Raw genomic sequence first — 14,366 nt, forward strand, 5'->3', positions numbered from 1 at the left:
GTGTCGGCTTTTCCTTAGGCTTCGAGCACGATGTTGGCGGCACTTTCCTTCAGCTCGACGCCGAAGGCGCGCTGATAATGCTCGGCGACCAACGGACGCTCCAGCTCGTCACACTTGTTGAGGAAGGTGACGCGGAAGGCGAAGGCGACATCGCCGAAGATTTCGGCATTCTCGGCCCATGTGATGACCGTACGCGGGCTCATGACGGTCGACAGGTCGCCGTTCATGAAAGCCGCACGGGTCAGGTCGGCGACGCGCACCATCTTGGAGACCGTGTCGCGGCCCTTGTCGTTGCGGAAGGACTTCACCTTCGCCAGCACGATGTCGACTTCGTTGTTGTGCGGCAGGTAGTTCAGGGTCGTCACGATGGACCAGCGGTCCATCTGCGCCTGGTTGATCTGCTGCGTGCCGTGATAGAGGCCGGTCGTGTCGCCGAGGCCGATGGTGTTGGCGGTCGCGAACAGGCGGAAGGCCGGGTGAGGACGGATGACGCGGCTCTGGTCGAGCAGCGTCAGGCGGCCCGACGATTCCAGCACGCGCTGGATGACGAACATCACGTCGGGGCGGCCGGCATCGTATTCGTCGAAGACGAGCGCGACATTGTGCTGATAGGCCCAGGGCAGGATGCCGTCCTTGAATTCCGTGACCTGCAGGCCGTCCTTGACGACGATCGCATCCTTGCCAACGAGATCGATACGGCTGACATGGCTGTCGAGGTTGATACGCACGCAAGGCCAGTTGAGGCGAGCGGCAACCTGCTCGATATGAGAGGATTTGCCGGTGCCGTGATAGCCCGAAATCATCACGCGGCGGTTGTGCGCGAAGCCGGCGAGGATGGCGAGCGTGGTCTCGCGGTCGAAGAGATAGTCCGTATCCAGATCCGGCACGTAGGCGCTGCCCTGGCTGTAGGCGGGAACGCGAATGTCGGAATCAATGCCGAAAACGTCACGGACCGAAACGGTGGTGTCGGGAACTTCGGAAATATCAAGGTCAATCTTGCTCATCATGTCTCCAGGGCGGGTGCTCTCACCCTGCCATATCAAACTCATCCGCCTTATCCGAAACGCCGCGGCTTTTTGCCCGCATCCGCTCGGTCGGAACAGCGGCGATACTTCTCCGGGACTAAAGCAAAATCTCGGCGCGATGAAATGATCGCTTGCGAGCATCCTTGAACAGAGTCCCGGACAAGAAACGCCGCGTCCGGAAAGTTGGCCGAGGTGCAGCCAGCCAAATGCGCACCCTGCCGCGGTTACCCGCAGCTTCAGCCGATTTGGACCATACCTGATTGAAGGCGGAGAGCAAGGACAGGAATTAACAAAAACCGTTCTGTTTCAATAATTGATAGGCCTGAATGACCGCGCGGAAGCGCTCCTCGGAGCCGCGATCGCCGCCATTGGCATCAGGATGGTGCATTTTGACCAATTCCTTGTATCGGCGCTTGATTTCGGGCGCCGTGGCGGCAGCGCCGAGCCCCATGGTGTCGAACGCCTTCGCCTCCAGCGTTTTCAGCTTGCGCTGCTGCGGGAAACGCGGCCCGCGCCCCTGTCCCTCCCCTTCCTTGACGAAGCCGAAGGGGTCTCGCACGCGGGAATAGCTGCCGGAGCGGACATCGGAATGAAGCGGACTGTTCTTGGCGGCCTTGTTGACCCCGACCGTCCAGGTCGGACGGTGGCCCGTAATGGCTTCCTTCTGGTAGCGCGCGATCTCGCCGTCCGAGAGGCCGGAAAAATAATTGTAGCCCTTGTTGTATTCCTTGACGTGCTCGAAGCAGAACAGGAAGAACTGCCCTTCCGCATTGCGCCCGACAGGGGCGCGATGCGTACCGTGCTTGTCGCAGCCGTCCCACTGGCACGTCGGCGGCCCCTGCTCGGGCTCCTGCGCGCGCTTGCGGCGGGTACGGATGCGATCGAAATATTTTGAATCAAGTCTCATAGCGCCCTAATTATGGGGCCTCGATTACCCCACAACAAGAATTGACAAATGGGAATGTTGCAGGCTTTGTGGGAGCCTTTTTTTTCGCAACGGAGGTCGACGCGGGAATATGGAAACGACACTTAAATCCCGCATCGAGAAGAAGCTCGGCGATGCCTTCGCGCCCGAGCGCCTGGTCGTCATCAATGAAAGCCATCTGCATGCCGGCCACCAGCCCGACATGACCGGAACCGGCGAGACTCATATAAGAGTTCGCATCGTCTCCGCCAAGTTCGCGGGAATGCCGCGCCTGGCGCGCCACAGGGCAATCAACGAGCTTTTGAAGCCCGAACTGGATGCCGGGCTGCATGCGCTGGCGGTAGAGCCTGCCGCGCCGGGCGAAGCCGTGCGCTGGTAGCGCTGCGGAAGGCAGCCTATTCGGGCTTTACCTCTTCCGTCTCGGCGGGGCGGATGCGCAGCTTGGTGATGCGATTCTTCTCCCGCTTCATGACGATGAAGCGCTTGCCGTAGAAGGTGAAGGCCTGGCGCTCTTCCGGGATGGTCATCGATTCGTGGATAACGAGGCCGGCGATCGTCGTCGCCTCCTCGTCGGGCAGGTCCCAGTCGAGCGCGCGGTTGAGATCGCGAATCGGCACGACGCCGTCGACGACGATCGAGCCGTCGGCCTCCTGACGTACGCCCTGAATATCGAGGTCGTGTTCGTCGGCGATATCGCCGACAATCTCCTCCAGGATATCTTCCAGCGTCACGATACCCTGCACCTCGCCATACTCGTCGACGACGACGGCAAAATGCTGCTTGCGGCGCAGGAAGGCGTTGAGCTGGTCCTCGAGATTGGTGCTGTCGGGCACGAACCAGGGCTTTTGCGCGATCTTGACGATGTCGAGGTTTTCCGGCTCGACATTCGGCTCCGCCAGGGCTCTCAGCAGATCCTTGGCGTGGACGACGCCGATGATATTGTCGATCGAGCCGCGCCAGAGCGGCATGCGCGTATAGGGACTGTCGAGGATGGCACGCACCACCACTTCGGGCAGGTCGTCGGCGTTGATGGCGCGCATCGCCGTGCGGTGCACCATGATATCGGAAAGTTCGAGCTCGCCGAGATCGAGCACGCCGCCCAGCCGGTCGCGGTCGGCCTTGACCACCGATCCCTCGCGATGAAGCAGGTCCACAGCGCCGCGCAACTCCTCATGCGCCGACAGCATCGACACTTCCTTGGAGAGGTTGATGCCGAACAGGCCCAGGATCCAGCGGACGATGGCGTTGACGAAACTCGACACGGGGCCGACGACGGCGACGAACAGCCGCACGATTCCCGCGACATTGAGCGCAAACCGATCCGGCGTCGAAATCGCCCAGCTCTTCGGCAGGACTTCGGCGAAGATCACGAGGATGACGGTCATGGCCGCCGTCGCCAGCGCGACGCCGGAATTGCCGAACAGGCCGAGGAAGACGCTGGTCGCTAGCGAGGAAGACAGAATGTTCGCGAGGTTGTTGCCGATCAGCAAGGCGCCGATCAGCCGGTCGCGGCGCTCGATAAGACCGCGCACCACGCCGGCGCGTTCGTCGCCGTTGGCTTCCAGCGTGTGGATGCGGGTGCGCGAGACGGCGGTGAGCGCCGTCTCCGATCCCGAAAAGAAGGCTGACAGCAGCACGAGCACGATGATCGAGGCGATCTCGGGCCAATATTCGAACAATACAGCCAGCGTGCCCTCGACCGTCATCAGGGATGTTTTTCCTTGAGGAAGCTCAGGACTTCGGAAGACGGCACGTCGTCCGCAACGAAGGACTGGCCGATGCCATGGGTCAGGATGAAGGTGAGCTTGCCGCTCTTGACCTTCTTGTCCTGCGCGATCGCGTCCATCAACGTCTCGGCCGGCGGCAGATCGCCGGGGATGTCGCCCATGCGGGTCAGCAAGCCCACGGCCTTCAAATGCGCCTCGACGCGCTTCGCATCGTCGGGACTGGCCAGGTTGAGGCGCGCGGAAAACTCATGCGCCAGCACCATGCCGATGGCGACACCCTCGCCATGCACCAGGCGGCGGCTGTCGTAGGCCGTGGCCGCTTCGAGCGCGTGGCCGAAGGTATGGCCGAGATTGAGCAGGGCGCGCGGACCGTTTTCGCGCTCGTCGGCAACCACGACATCGGATTTTGCCTGACAGCTTGCCGCGATCGCCTCGATGCGGGCCGCGCCGCCGGCAAAGACCTGGCGCCAGTTGGCCTCGAGCCAGGCGAAGAAATCCGGTTTGTCGATCAGGCCGTATTTGGCGACTTCGGCGTAGCCGGCACGGAATTCACGCTCGCTGAGCGTATTCAGCGCGTCGGTATCGGCAAGCACGAGATCGGGCTGATGGAAGACGCCGACGAGGTTCTTGCCGTGATGGGTGTTGATGCCGGTCTTGCCGCCGACGGACGAATCCACCTGTGCCAGAAGAGATGTCGGAATCTGCACGAAGCGGACGCCCCGGCGCACGATGCCGGCGGCAAAGCCGGAGAGATCGCCGATGACGCCGCCGCCGAGCGCGATGACCGCATCGTTGCGCTCCACGCGGGCGGTCAGCACGGCATCACAGACCGTCATGAGGTGCTCGAAGCTCTTGGTCTTTTCGCCGGCCGGCAGGACGAGGCTGGACGCCTGGATGCCTGCGGCCTCCAGGCTTGCGACCAATGCGGCGAGATAATGCGGCGCGACGTTTTCATCCGTGATCACCGCCGCCTTGCGGCCCTTCAGCCGTGCGGCGATCTCGCGCCCCGCGCGGGCGATCAGCCCGGGGCCGATCAGGATGTCATAGGCACGCTCGCCGAGGGGCACACGCACGAGACGCTCGGCGGAGGCTGGTGTGATCGCATTCATGTTCGCTTGCTTTCTGATGTCTTTCCCTCGGCGATCGCAGCAAGGACTTCCTTGACCATGACATCCTTGCCCACATCGCGGGAGAGAACCATGAGATCGGCTTCCGCATAGATCGGATAGCGCGCATTCATCAGGTTCTCGAGGGTCTGTTTCGGATTCTCGGTCTTGAGCAGGGGACGCGTGTCGCGCTTGTTGACCCGGTCCCACAGCACATCGAGATCGGCCTTGAGCCAGACGGAGAGGCTGCCGCGCTTGACGTGCAGGCGCGTGCTGTCGTTGATGAAAGCACCGCCGCCCGTCGACACCACACGCGGGCCGCCGCGCAGCAGCCGCTTGATCACCCGCGTTTCCAGCGCCCGGAATTCCTGCTCGCCATAGGCGGCGAACAGTTCGGCGATCGTCATGCGCGAGACCCGCTCGATCTCCACATCCGTATCGACGAAGGGAATGCCGAGCTGCTGGGCGAGAAGCCGCCCGATCGAGGATTTTCCCGCCCCCATCAGTCCGACAAGGACAAGATTGCGCTGACCCAGCGCAACGCGCGCCTTGTCTTTCAGGCTTTCGGCAAGGGTCAGAACGTGTTCACTCATCGGCCCATTCACAATTTCTTTGGAAACGGTATCGTCAAATGCGCCGGTAGCGTCAAGACGCCGCTGCCGTAAACATGTCTGCAATATCCTTCAGCTAACCCTTGAAGGACATAATTATTGCGCATCGCCGCGCCAATGAACGGGAGAAGGAGAGTTCTCGAATGCCAACCCTGTTTCGCTTCCTTGTCATCTGCGCGGTCATCGCCGGATCGATATATGGAGCGATGTGGGCGCTCGTGCTCTTCGTCGATCCGCAGCCGCGCGATGTGACGATCCGCATTCCGTCGGAACGCCTCAACCCACCGGCCACCGGTTCGCTGAAACCATGAGCGCACAAGCTATGACCGTGAAAACCGGCACGAGAGATCTGGGCCGAGTGCATCTGGAAGCCTTCCTGGAGATGATGAGCGCCGAGCGCGGCGCGGCGGTCAACACGCTGCAATCCTACGAGCGCGATCTCGACGACCTCCATTCCTTCCTGTCCGAACGGGGCGTCCGCCTGACGGAGGCCGGCTCCGGCGAGCTCGGCGCCTATCTTTCCAGCCTGTCGAGCCAGGGCTTCAAGCCGTCCTCCCAGGCCCGGCGGCTTTCCGCCATGCGGCAGTTCTACAAGTTCCTCTATGCGGAAGGTCTGCGCACGGACGATCCTACGGGAATCCTCGATGCGCCCAAGAAGGGCCGCGCTCTTCCGAAGACCATGGGCGTCGAGGAGGTGACGAGGCTTCTGACCCAGGCGGAACAGGAAGCCGCGCTCGAAGGGCCGGACCGGCTTCAGCGCCTGCGCATGCTGGTGCTCCTGGAAATGCTCTACGCTACCGGCATGCGTGTCAGCGAACTCATTTCGCTGCCGGCCAAGGTGCTGGATCAGGAAGGGCGCTTCCTGATGATCCGCGGCAAGGGAAACAAGGAACGGCTAGTGCCGCTGTCGCAATCGGCCATGTCGGCGCTGAAGGCCTATGGCCGGCTGCAGGCGGAGCTTGCGGCAAACGCCAAGCAACCTGCGCCTGAAAGCCCATGGCTTTTTCCTGCCGCCTCGAAGCAGGGCTACCTGCCGCGCCAGGTCTTCGCGCGCGATCTCAAGGATCTTGCCATTCGGGCGGGCCTGGCGCCTTCGAAGATCTCGCCGCATGTGATGCGCCATGCCTTCGCAAGCCATCTTCTCGCCAACGGCGCGGACCTGCGCGTGGTGCAGGAACTTCTCGGCCATTCGGACATTTCGACCACGCAAATCTACACACATGTGCTGGAAGAACGCCTTCATCGGCTGGTCCAGACGCATCACCCCCTTGCCAAACAGGCAAAAAAACAGGATTAGGACCGGCATACAGGCCAAAGCCGCCGTCTCTCGTCACGGGCAAAAGGATCGGAAACGCACCTCATGCACAATTATCTGGACTTCGAAAAACCCATCTCGGATCTCGAAGGCAAGATTCACGAGCTCAAGAAACTGGCGAGCGAAGACGAAAGCATCGACACGTCGGACGAAGTCGGGCGGCTTGAAATCCGCGTCCGCGAGGCGATGGTCGATATCTACTCCAAGCTCAATGCCTGGCAGAAGACGCAGGTCGCGCGTCACCCGCAGCGCCCGCATTTCGTCGACTATGCCAATACGCTGTTCACGGAATTCACGCCGCTGGCCGGCGACCGCACCTTTTCCGAGGATGCCGCCATCCAGGCCGGCTTTGCCCGCTTTCGCGGCCAGCCCGTCGCGCTTATCGGCCAGGAAAAGGGCAACGACACCAAAAGCCGCCTGAAGCACAATTTCGGCAGCGCCCGGCCAGAAGGCTATCGCAAGGCGATCCGCATTCTCGAAATGGCCGACCGTTTCCAGCTTCCGGTCATCACGCTCGTCGACACGGCCGGCGCCTATCCGGGCGTGGGCGCGGAAGAGCGCGGCCAGGCAGAAGCAATCGCCCGCTCCACCGAGATGTGTCTCGGCGTGAAAGTGCCGATCGTCTCCCTCGTCATCGGCGAAGGCGGCTCCGGCGGCGCCATCGCGATTGCCGTCGGCAACCGCGTCTACATGCTCGAGCATTCGATCTACAGCGTGATTTCGCCCGAAGGCGCGGCCTCGATCCTCTGGCGCGATTCAACCCGCGCCAAGGAAGCTGCGACCAATATGAAGATCACCGCCGAAGACCTGAAGGGCCTCGGCATCATCGACGGCATCATCCCCGAGCCTCTCGGCGGCGCGCATCGCGATCCCGCTGCCGTGATTGCCTCGGCGGGCGATACGATTGCGAACGCGCTCGGCGAACTTTCCAGCCGCTCGGGCGAACAGCTTCGCAACGACCGGCGTCAGAAATTCCTCTCCATGGGGCGGAATCTCTAGGAGCATCGGGTCCGGCTTCAGCCGGAACTCGGCCGATCAGAGGCGTATTCGAAAAAATTGATCGCGAAAAACGGGAATGAGGCCAAATCTTGGCCACATTTCCGTTATCGAAGCTCTTATGGCAAAGAAAAGCTTGCCGACGCGTTGCGGGCAGGTCATAGGCTGGTAAGGAATTCTCAAGTATAAACCGTCTATGATTCCGTTTCATGCTTCGAGGGGAGTGGCGAAACAGATCGAACTGCCACTCTTCGCATTTATGGGCTAAGTCAGAATGCGTATCCGTCACCTTGCCTACGTCTCTTTGATGGCGCTGACACTCGCCGGCTGCAACGATGCGCTGGATACGGCGTCGGTCGACCTGTCGACGGTCAAGAACAAGGTCGAGCAGCCGCTTCCAAGCCATATCCTCGCGGACATGGCCAAGAAGGCTATGGACCGCAACTCGCCGATCATGATCCGCATCTTCAAGGAAGAAGGTGTGATGGAAATCCTGAAGGCGAACCAGAGCAACCGTTTCGAAGTCATCGCGGATTACAAGATCTGCGCCTGGTCCGGCCGTCTCGGCCCGAAGGTGAAGGAAGGCGACCGGCAGGCCCCGGAAGGCTTCTACATGCTGACGCCGGCCAACCTGAACCCCAATTCCAAATATTACCTCGCCATCAACACAGGCTTCCCGAACCGCTACGATGCCGCCAACGGCCGCACCGGCGCCAATCTGATGATCCATGGCGCCTGCTCCTCGTCCGGCTGCTATTCGATGACCGACCAGCAGGTGCTGGAGATCTACGCCTTCGCGCGCGACGCCTTCAAGGGCGGCCAGAAGGCGATCCAGCTCGAAGCCTTCCCCTTCCGCATGACGGCCGAGAACATGTGGAAGCATCGTCTGAGCCCCAACATCGACTTCTGGAAGATGCTGAAGGTCGGCTACGACAATTTCGAAGTGACCAAGCGGCCGCCAGAGGTCGAGGTCTGCGAGAAGAAATACGTCTTCAACCAGCAGGCCAGCGGCCCGTTCAATGCCGGCGGCAAGTGCCCGGTCATGACGACGCCTCCGGCCCTCCAGGTGGCGCTTTCGACCTACGACAAGCAATACCAGGCCGATTACTCCCTCGCCATGAAGAAGTACGACGACATGGCCTGGTACGATCCGACCGAGGCCGAGCGCAAGGCGGTCGTCGCCAAGCAGCGCAAGGGCCACGATCTCGCCTATGCGCCGACAGGCACCGCGCTTGCCGCCGGCAAGATGATGAAGGTTGCCGATCTCGAGGCGATGATGTCCAACCAGTCGGCGCAGCAGGTCGCGCGCGGCGGCACGGTGCTCAGCCCGAGCACCAATCCCTCGACGGCAAGCATCCGCGTGGCCACGACCGCGCCCGTGGCGGCATCACAGCAGCCCGAAGCCGGACCCCTGGTAGCGAGCAATGTTCCCGCGAACGTGCCGATCCCGACGGCGAACCCGATGAACCCGGGCCTCAACCCCCTCGCCTATGCGCCAAGCCCGGCTGTCGAGACTGCACAGACTGAAGCCAAGAAGCCTCCTTTCTGGAAGTTCTGGGCCAAGAGTGAATAGTCCGGATACCGAGATCTACGATCTGCGCGGACTGAAATGCCCCTATCCGGCGATCAAGACCGAAAAGCGCCTGCGCGGCATGGCAAGCGGCGCGACGCTGACGGTCGAGACGACCGACCCGCTTGCCGTCATCGACATTCCCCATCTCTGCAACGAAAAGGGCCACACGCTTCTCCTCAGCGAGAAGACGGATAGCGGCCATCGCTTTGTGATCCGCAAGGGCTGAAAAGCCCGCATTCCTCCTTCTCCCCTCGGGGAGAAGGTGCCCGAAGGGCGGATGAGGGGGGACGCGCGGCAAACTGAAATTCTCTGAGGGCAATAACGGTCCGCGCTCGGCGTGATACCCCCTCACCCTGCCCTCTCCCCAAGGGGAGAGGGTAATCCATGCCCGACGGCCACCTTCACGAAAAGCCGCCGATCATTCGATCCTTCAAAACGAACAGGGCGGCCTACGGCGCATTGATAGGCCATGAAAATAAGAGAGCTTTCTCCGGCAACGCTCACCGCCCGGCGGCGAGGCATCCCAAGACCTCAAAACCTCATCCCCGGCACGGCGAGCGGATTGTCCTGCAGCGCCGCGCGATCCGGCGTATCGACGCCCGGCTTGCTGAGGAAGGCGTCGAACAGGCCCTTCACGAAATCCTCCGGCAGATCCTTGGTGATGATGACCATGCGCGTGCGCCGGTCTTCGGGGTCGGGCCAGGCCGGCAGCCGTACCGGCGGATGAAAGATGTTCTGCACGCCATGCAGCACGACGGGGCGCTCGGGCCGATCCGACACGGCGACGATCGCCTTCATGCGCAGAAGCTTTTCGCCATGCGCCGAGCGCAGCAGATCGATGAACATCTCGAGCGCCATCGGGTCGATGGGCTGGGTCTCGACGATGGAGAAGGACCGGATCGAGCCGTCGTGACGGGTCACGTCATGCGCGTGCTGATGCCGGTGGCCGTGGTGGTGTGCATGATGGTGATGATGGTGGCCGTGATCGCCATGATGGTGATGGTCGTGGTCGTCATGGTGGTGGTGATCGTCGTCGGCCTCCAGTTCGTCCTGCAGCCATCGGCCGACATCGGCGATCTTGGAGGCCGGATCGTAAAGACCGTTGATGAGGATGCCGGCGCGGCCCGCCTCGTCGCTGTCGGCATTCAGGATCTGCGCGCGCGGATTGAGGGCTCTCAAGCGGCTCTCAAGCCGAGCTTGGGGCGCCGCGCCGGCAATCCCGGTCTTGGATACGATCAGCCGGTCGGCGACCGCCACCTGCTTGCGCGCCTCTTCGTGATTGTCGAGCGTCTGCAGGCCGTTCACCGCGTCGACGACCGTGATGACGCCATCGAGATCGAAATTGGTGGCGATGATCGGGTTGCCCATGATCGACTGCATGACAGGAGCGGGATCGGCAAGGCCGGTCGTTTCGATGACGACGCGCTTCAGCGGCCGGATGCGGCCTGTCTGCATGGCGTCCATGAGGTTCGCCAGCGTATCCACCAGTTCGCCACGCACCGTGCAGCACAGGCAGCCATCGGAAAGCTCGATGATGGAATCGCCGGAGCTTTCCACCAGCAGATGGTCGATGCCGACATCGCCGAACTCGTTGATGATGACGGCCGCGTCGCGCATGGCGTCGTCCTTGAGGATGCGGTTGAGCAGGGTCGATTTGCCCGCTCCGAGAAAGCCGGTCAGGATGGCCACCGGCACTCTTTGCTGCGAAACGCTCATGGGGAATATCCGATACTGGAGCAATTCCGGGAAAAGTGCGTGGCGGTTTTCCGTCCGGAATTGCGTGAAAACAAAGAGACGGAGCGGTTCAGAGATTCCGTGAAAAGCTGAATCGCTCTAGAAAGTGGGACGCGGCATCGGGATCGGCACATTGGATGCACCGGATACGGCAATCTTGTCGCCCTTGGTCGCCTTGTCGCCCTTGGCGGTGGCATCGTCCTTGTCGCCCTTGGCGGCCGTCGCGATGTCCTGGCCGCCGATCAGGCCAGCATAGACGAAATTGGGTTCGTGGTCCATTTCGTGGATATAGGGCGACTGCACCTTGGTCCGGCCGAACGGATCTCGGGTTTCGCTGCGCGCCTGCGCGCCCTTGGCACTGCAGATGTCGGCGGTGACATCGGCGACATCGTTTGAGAGCGGCGCGGTCGGTCGAAGCGTCGCCAGAGTGTCCGGCGTCGAAAGCTGGTTCTGGAAGCCCTTTTCCAGAAAATTGGCGGAATCGTCAGCGCGCGCCGCCAGGCTGTCGGTTCCGAGAACCACAGAGATCAGCGTACGGCCGTTGCGGGTCGCGGACGCGATCTGGTTGAAGCCGGCCGCGCAGATGAAGCCGGTCTTCATGCCGTCGGCGCCGTCGAAACGGCCGATGAGCATATTGATGTTCGGCACCTGCTTCACGCCGTTGGTGAATCCCTCCAGCGAGAAATAGCCGGCATATTGCGGAAACTCGCGGCGCAGCGCCACGCTGAGAATGGCAAGGTCGCGCGCTGTCGTATATTGCCCTTTGCCGGGCAGGCCGTTCGGATTGATGAAATGCGAATCGCGCATGCCGAGGCGGGCGGCTTCCGCATTCATCCGCGCCACGAAGTTCGGCTGCGAGCCGCCGACGGTTTCGGCGACGGCCATGGCGAGATCGTTTGCCGATTTGACCAGCATCATCTTGAGCGCGTTGTCGAGCGTCATCTTCTGGCCGGGCTTGAAGTACATCTTCGCCGGCGGCTGCGCCGCTGCAAGCTTCGACATCACGACGGGCGTGTCGAGCGTGATCTGGCCGGACTGGATGGCCCGGAACGTCACGTAGGTCGTCATCAGCTTGGTGAGCGAGGCAGGATACCAGCGGCGAAACGCTTCCTGCTGGTCGAGCACGCGCCCGGTGCTCACATCGACGAGAATATGCGGGTTGGCTCCGGCCGTCTGCGCGGTCGACAGGAAAAGCATGGATGCTGCTGCGGCCATAGGAACGAGCCGCAGGGCGGCATACAAACGATTCTGCTTCGTCGGCACGATCTATCCTTCAGGAATCCGGAATTTTCTCGAAAGCTTCGTCTATTTAACCTATATGGCTAGGAGAAGGCAAAGGCGATTGACGACTTTATTTCCCGGTGACACGCCGCAAAGGCCGCATTGAGCTGGTCAGGGGCTGTGCGACGGATCCGTGAGTTGAACCAGAATCGATATTAAGCAGCAGGAAAATCAGCATGCCGATCTTGAACAGAGCCGCAGAACTCCAGGGCGAAGTGACCGAGTGGCGCCGCCATATCCATGCGCATCCCGAACTCCTCTATGCGGTTGAAAACACCGCCGCCTTCGTGGCCGACAAGCTGCGCTCCTTCGGCGTGGACGAGGTGGTGACGGGCATTGGCCGCACCGGCGTCGTCGGCCTCATCCGCGGCAAGGGCGAAGGGCGCACGGTCGGCCTGCGCGCCGACATGGACGCCCTGCCGCTGACGGAGATCACCGGCAAGCCCTGGGCTTCCGAAACGCCCGGCAAGATGCATGCCTGCGGCCATGACGGCCACACCGCCATGCTTTTGGGCGCGGCAAAGTACCTCGCCGAAAACCGTAATTTCAACGGCAATATCGCCGTCATCTTCCAGCCGGCCGAAGAGGGCGGCGCCGGCGGCGACGCCATGGTCAAGGACGGCATGATGGATCGCTTCCAGATCGCCGAAGTCTACGGCATGCATAACATGCCCGGCCTGCCCGTCGGCCATTTCGCCATTCGGAAGGGCCCGATCATGGCGGCCACGGACGAATTCACCGTCTCCATCAAGGGCCTCGGCGGCCACGCCGCGATGCCGCACAAGACGATCGACCCGATTGCCATCGGCGCGCAGATCGTCTCCAACCTGCAGCTCATCGCCTCGCGCAGCGCCGATCCATTGAAATCGGTGGTCGTCTCCGTCACCAAGTTCAACGCCGGCAATGCGCACAACGTCATCCCCAACGATGCGAGCTTTGCCGGCACCGTGCGCACGCTCGATCCGGAGATACGAGACCTCGCCGAAAAGCGCTTCAAGCAGATCGTCTCCGGCATCGCCGCCAGCCACGGTGCGGAGGCCGAGATCGAATTCCAGCGCAATTATCCGGTCACGTTCAACCACGCCGACGAGACCGACCATGCGATCGCCGTCGCCGAGGAGATCGCCGGTGTGGGCAATGTCATTGCGGACATCGACCCGATGATGGGCGGGGAGGATTTCTCCTACATGCTGAACGCCCGCCCCGGCGCCTTCATCTTCGTCGGCAACGGCGATACCGCCGGCCTGCACAACCCGGCCTACGACTTCAACGACGAAACCATCGCCCACGGCATTTCCTACTGGGTGCGCCTCGCCGAACAGCGCCTCAACGCCTGAGCTTTGCTCCATGTCCCGCGCAGCCTTCGAGGCCGCGCGGGATACAGGTTCAAGACAGATTGTCTCCGCGACGCAAAAGGGCTTGGCTTCGGGCCTTTGCTTTTGTATGGATCATGCCGAGTGGTCTCGTAGCTCAGCAGGATAGAGCATCAGATTCCTAATCTGAGGGTCACGCGTTCGAATCGCGTCGAGATCACCATCAGCCACATTCAAGCCGGCGCTCCACCTTATTTATAATCAAACGCATCCGGATGGTTCTCCAGGCTGCCTGTCAGCGCCGCGTAGAAAATCGTCCGGCCGTCGATCGATTCCTTGCCGCCGCCGATGTTCATCCACGTCAGCCTTTCCGATCTGGTCTTCGGATCGGCGAGCAGCAGCACGCCGTGCATGATCTTCCTGCCGGGATCATACAGGACGGCGATCTGTTCCGAACCGCAATCATGCTGCTTGCAGGCGCTCATGACGTAGACCTTCTCGCCACCGAACATGACTTCATGACCGGGGGCTTCGACGGTCTTGCCGTGAATCCAGTCCGGCAGCCTGTGACCTTCCGCCATCGTCTTGAAAGCCGAGGCAGCCGCCGGCTCTTTGGCGATGTCGCTGAATATGGCCGGATGGTCCTGTGCGGCTGCAGCGGTCGCTGCCTGGAGAACGGCGACCATGGCGACGGCAATCCTGATCTGTTTCATGCATTCCCCTTCTCCGGATTGGCGACGGGCGGCAACCGGATATTGGC

15 protein-coding genes and 1 tRNA gene are annotated in these 14,366 nt (G+C 61.9%); 8 read left to right on the plus strand and 8 right to left on the minus strand.

Annotated features, from left to right (window positions below; translation table 11 throughout):
• Positions 1-14 precede the first annotated feature (14 nt).
• Together cobS and ACJJVH_RS13855 are read right to left on the minus strand one after the other, a co-directional pair.
• On the minus strand, positions 15-1,004 hold the full coding sequence (gene cobS / locus ACJJVH_RS13850; RefSeq protein ID WP_112804135.1) for a cobaltochelatase subunit CobS: 990 nt from the start codon (positions 1,002-1,004) through the stop codon (positions 15-17).
• A gap of 307 nt (positions 1,005-1,311) precedes the next feature.
• On the minus strand, positions 1,312-1,932 hold the full coding sequence (locus ACJJVH_RS13855) for a J domain-containing protein (protein WP_112804116.1): 621 nt from the start codon (positions 1,930-1,932) through the stop codon (positions 1,312-1,314).
• 109 nt (positions 1,933-2,041) lie between these two features.
• On the opposite strand from ACJJVH_RS13855, the gene ACJJVH_RS13860 reads away from it, so the two are divergent.
• Positions 2,042-2,329 (plus strand): BolA family protein, encoded by a 288-nt coding sequence (locus ACJJVH_RS13860; protein WP_112804117.1) that lies wholly within the window; start codon positions 2,042-2,044, stop codon positions 2,327-2,329.
• A 16-nt stretch (positions 2,330-2,345) separates the two neighbouring features.
• Here the strand turns inward: ACJJVH_RS13860 and ACJJVH_RS13865 are convergent, their stop codons facing one another.
• The 3 genes from ACJJVH_RS13865 to ACJJVH_RS13875 are packed head-to-tail and all read right to left on the minus strand — an operon-like array spanning position 2,346 to position 5,376.
• Complete coding sequence (locus ACJJVH_RS13865) at positions 2,346-3,656, minus strand: HlyC/CorC family transporter (protein ID WP_412064165.1); 1,311 nt, start codon at positions 3,654-3,656, stop codon at positions 2,346-2,348.
• The gene (gene aroB / locus ACJJVH_RS13870) at positions 3,656-4,786 is read right to left on the minus strand and encodes a 3-dehydroquinate synthase (RefSeq protein ID WP_412064166.1); all 1,131 of its coding nucleotides are present in this window, start codon (positions 4,784-4,786) and stop codon (positions 3,656-3,658) included. Before aroB ends, ACJJVH_RS13865 begins: the two co-directional genes overlap by 1 nt.
• Positions 4,783-5,376, minus strand: coding sequence for a shikimate kinase (locus tag ACJJVH_RS13875; RefSeq protein WP_113384801.1), 594 nt, complete (start codon positions 5,374-5,376; stop codon positions 4,783-4,785). The genes aroB and ACJJVH_RS13875 overlap by 4 nt, the downstream gene beginning before the upstream one ends.
• A 161-nt stretch (positions 5,377-5,537) precedes the next feature.
• Between ACJJVH_RS13875 and ACJJVH_RS13880 the strand changes: the two genes are divergently transcribed.
• The 5 genes from ACJJVH_RS13880 (at position 5,538) to ACJJVH_RS13900 (ending at position 9,504) form a co-directional block, all read left to right on the plus strand.
• Entirely contained in the window at positions 5,538-5,705 is a 168-nt protein-coding gene (locus tag ACJJVH_RS13880; RefSeq protein ID WP_412064167.1) for a hypothetical protein, read from the plus strand.
• A gap of 11 nt (positions 5,706-5,716) precedes the next feature.
• Positions 5,717-6,691 carry a site-specific tyrosine recombinase XerD gene (xerD, locus tag ACJJVH_RS13885; protein ID WP_412064168.1) on the plus strand — a complete coding sequence of 325 codons (975 nt, stop codon included), beginning with the start codon at positions 5,717-5,719 and terminating at the stop codon, positions 6,689-6,691.
• 63 nt (positions 6,692-6,754) lie between these two features.
• Positions 6,755-7,708 (plus strand): acetyl-CoA carboxylase carboxyltransferase subunit alpha, encoded by a 954-nt coding sequence (locus ACJJVH_RS13890; protein ID WP_112804122.1) that lies wholly within the window; start codon positions 6,755-6,757, stop codon positions 7,706-7,708.
• Positions 7,709-7,979: 271 nt separating this feature from the next.
• The gene (locus ACJJVH_RS13895) at positions 7,980-9,278 is read left to right on the plus strand and encodes a L,D-transpeptidase family protein (RefSeq protein ID WP_412064169.1); all 1,299 of its coding nucleotides are present in this window, start codon (positions 7,980-7,982) and stop codon (positions 9,276-9,278) included.
• The gene (locus tag ACJJVH_RS13900) at positions 9,271-9,504 is read left to right on the plus strand and encodes a sulfurtransferase TusA family protein (protein WP_412064170.1); all 234 of its coding nucleotides are present in this window, start codon (positions 9,271-9,273) and stop codon (positions 9,502-9,504) included. The genes ACJJVH_RS13895 and ACJJVH_RS13900 overlap by 8 nt, the downstream gene beginning before the upstream one ends.
• A 305-nt stretch (positions 9,505-9,809) precedes the next feature.
• Here ACJJVH_RS13900 and ACJJVH_RS13905 read toward each other — a convergent pair whose 3' ends face one another.
• Positions 9,810-10,994 carry a CobW family GTP-binding protein gene (locus tag ACJJVH_RS13905; RefSeq protein ID WP_412064171.1) on the minus strand — a complete coding sequence of 395 codons (1,185 nt, stop codon included), beginning with the start codon at positions 10,992-10,994 and terminating at the stop codon, positions 9,810-9,812.
• A 117-nt stretch (positions 10,995-11,111) separates the two neighbouring features.
• A complete protein-coding gene (locus ACJJVH_RS13910) occupies positions 11,112-12,275 on the minus strand; it encodes a D-alanyl-D-alanine carboxypeptidase family protein (RefSeq protein ID WP_113423982.1) in 1,164 nt (387 codons plus the stop codon).
• A 194-nt stretch (positions 12,276-12,469) separates the two neighbouring features.
• On the opposite strand from ACJJVH_RS13910, the gene ACJJVH_RS13915 reads away from it, so the two are divergent.
• Positions 12,470-13,630, plus strand: coding sequence for a M20 aminoacylase family protein (locus ACJJVH_RS13915; protein WP_113358866.1), 1,161 nt, complete (start codon positions 12,470-12,472; stop codon positions 13,628-13,630).
• 122 nt (positions 13,631-13,752) lie between these two features.
• Positions 13,753-13,829 (plus strand) — tRNA-Arg (locus ACJJVH_RS13920).
• A gap of 28 nt (positions 13,830-13,857) precedes the next feature.
• Here ACJJVH_RS13920 and ACJJVH_RS13925 read toward each other — a convergent pair.
• Complete coding sequence (locus ACJJVH_RS13925; protein ID WP_412064172.1) at positions 13,858-14,319, minus strand: Ivy family c-type lysozyme inhibitor; 462 nt, start codon at positions 14,317-14,319, stop codon at positions 13,858-13,860.
• Between the last annotated feature and the right edge of the window lie 47 nt (positions 14,320-14,366).

It is taken from the genome of Rhizobium sp. SYY.PMSO, assembly GCF_046840415.1.
GTDB lineage: Bacteria > Pseudomonadota > Alphaproteobacteria > Rhizobiales > Rhizobiaceae > Rhizobium.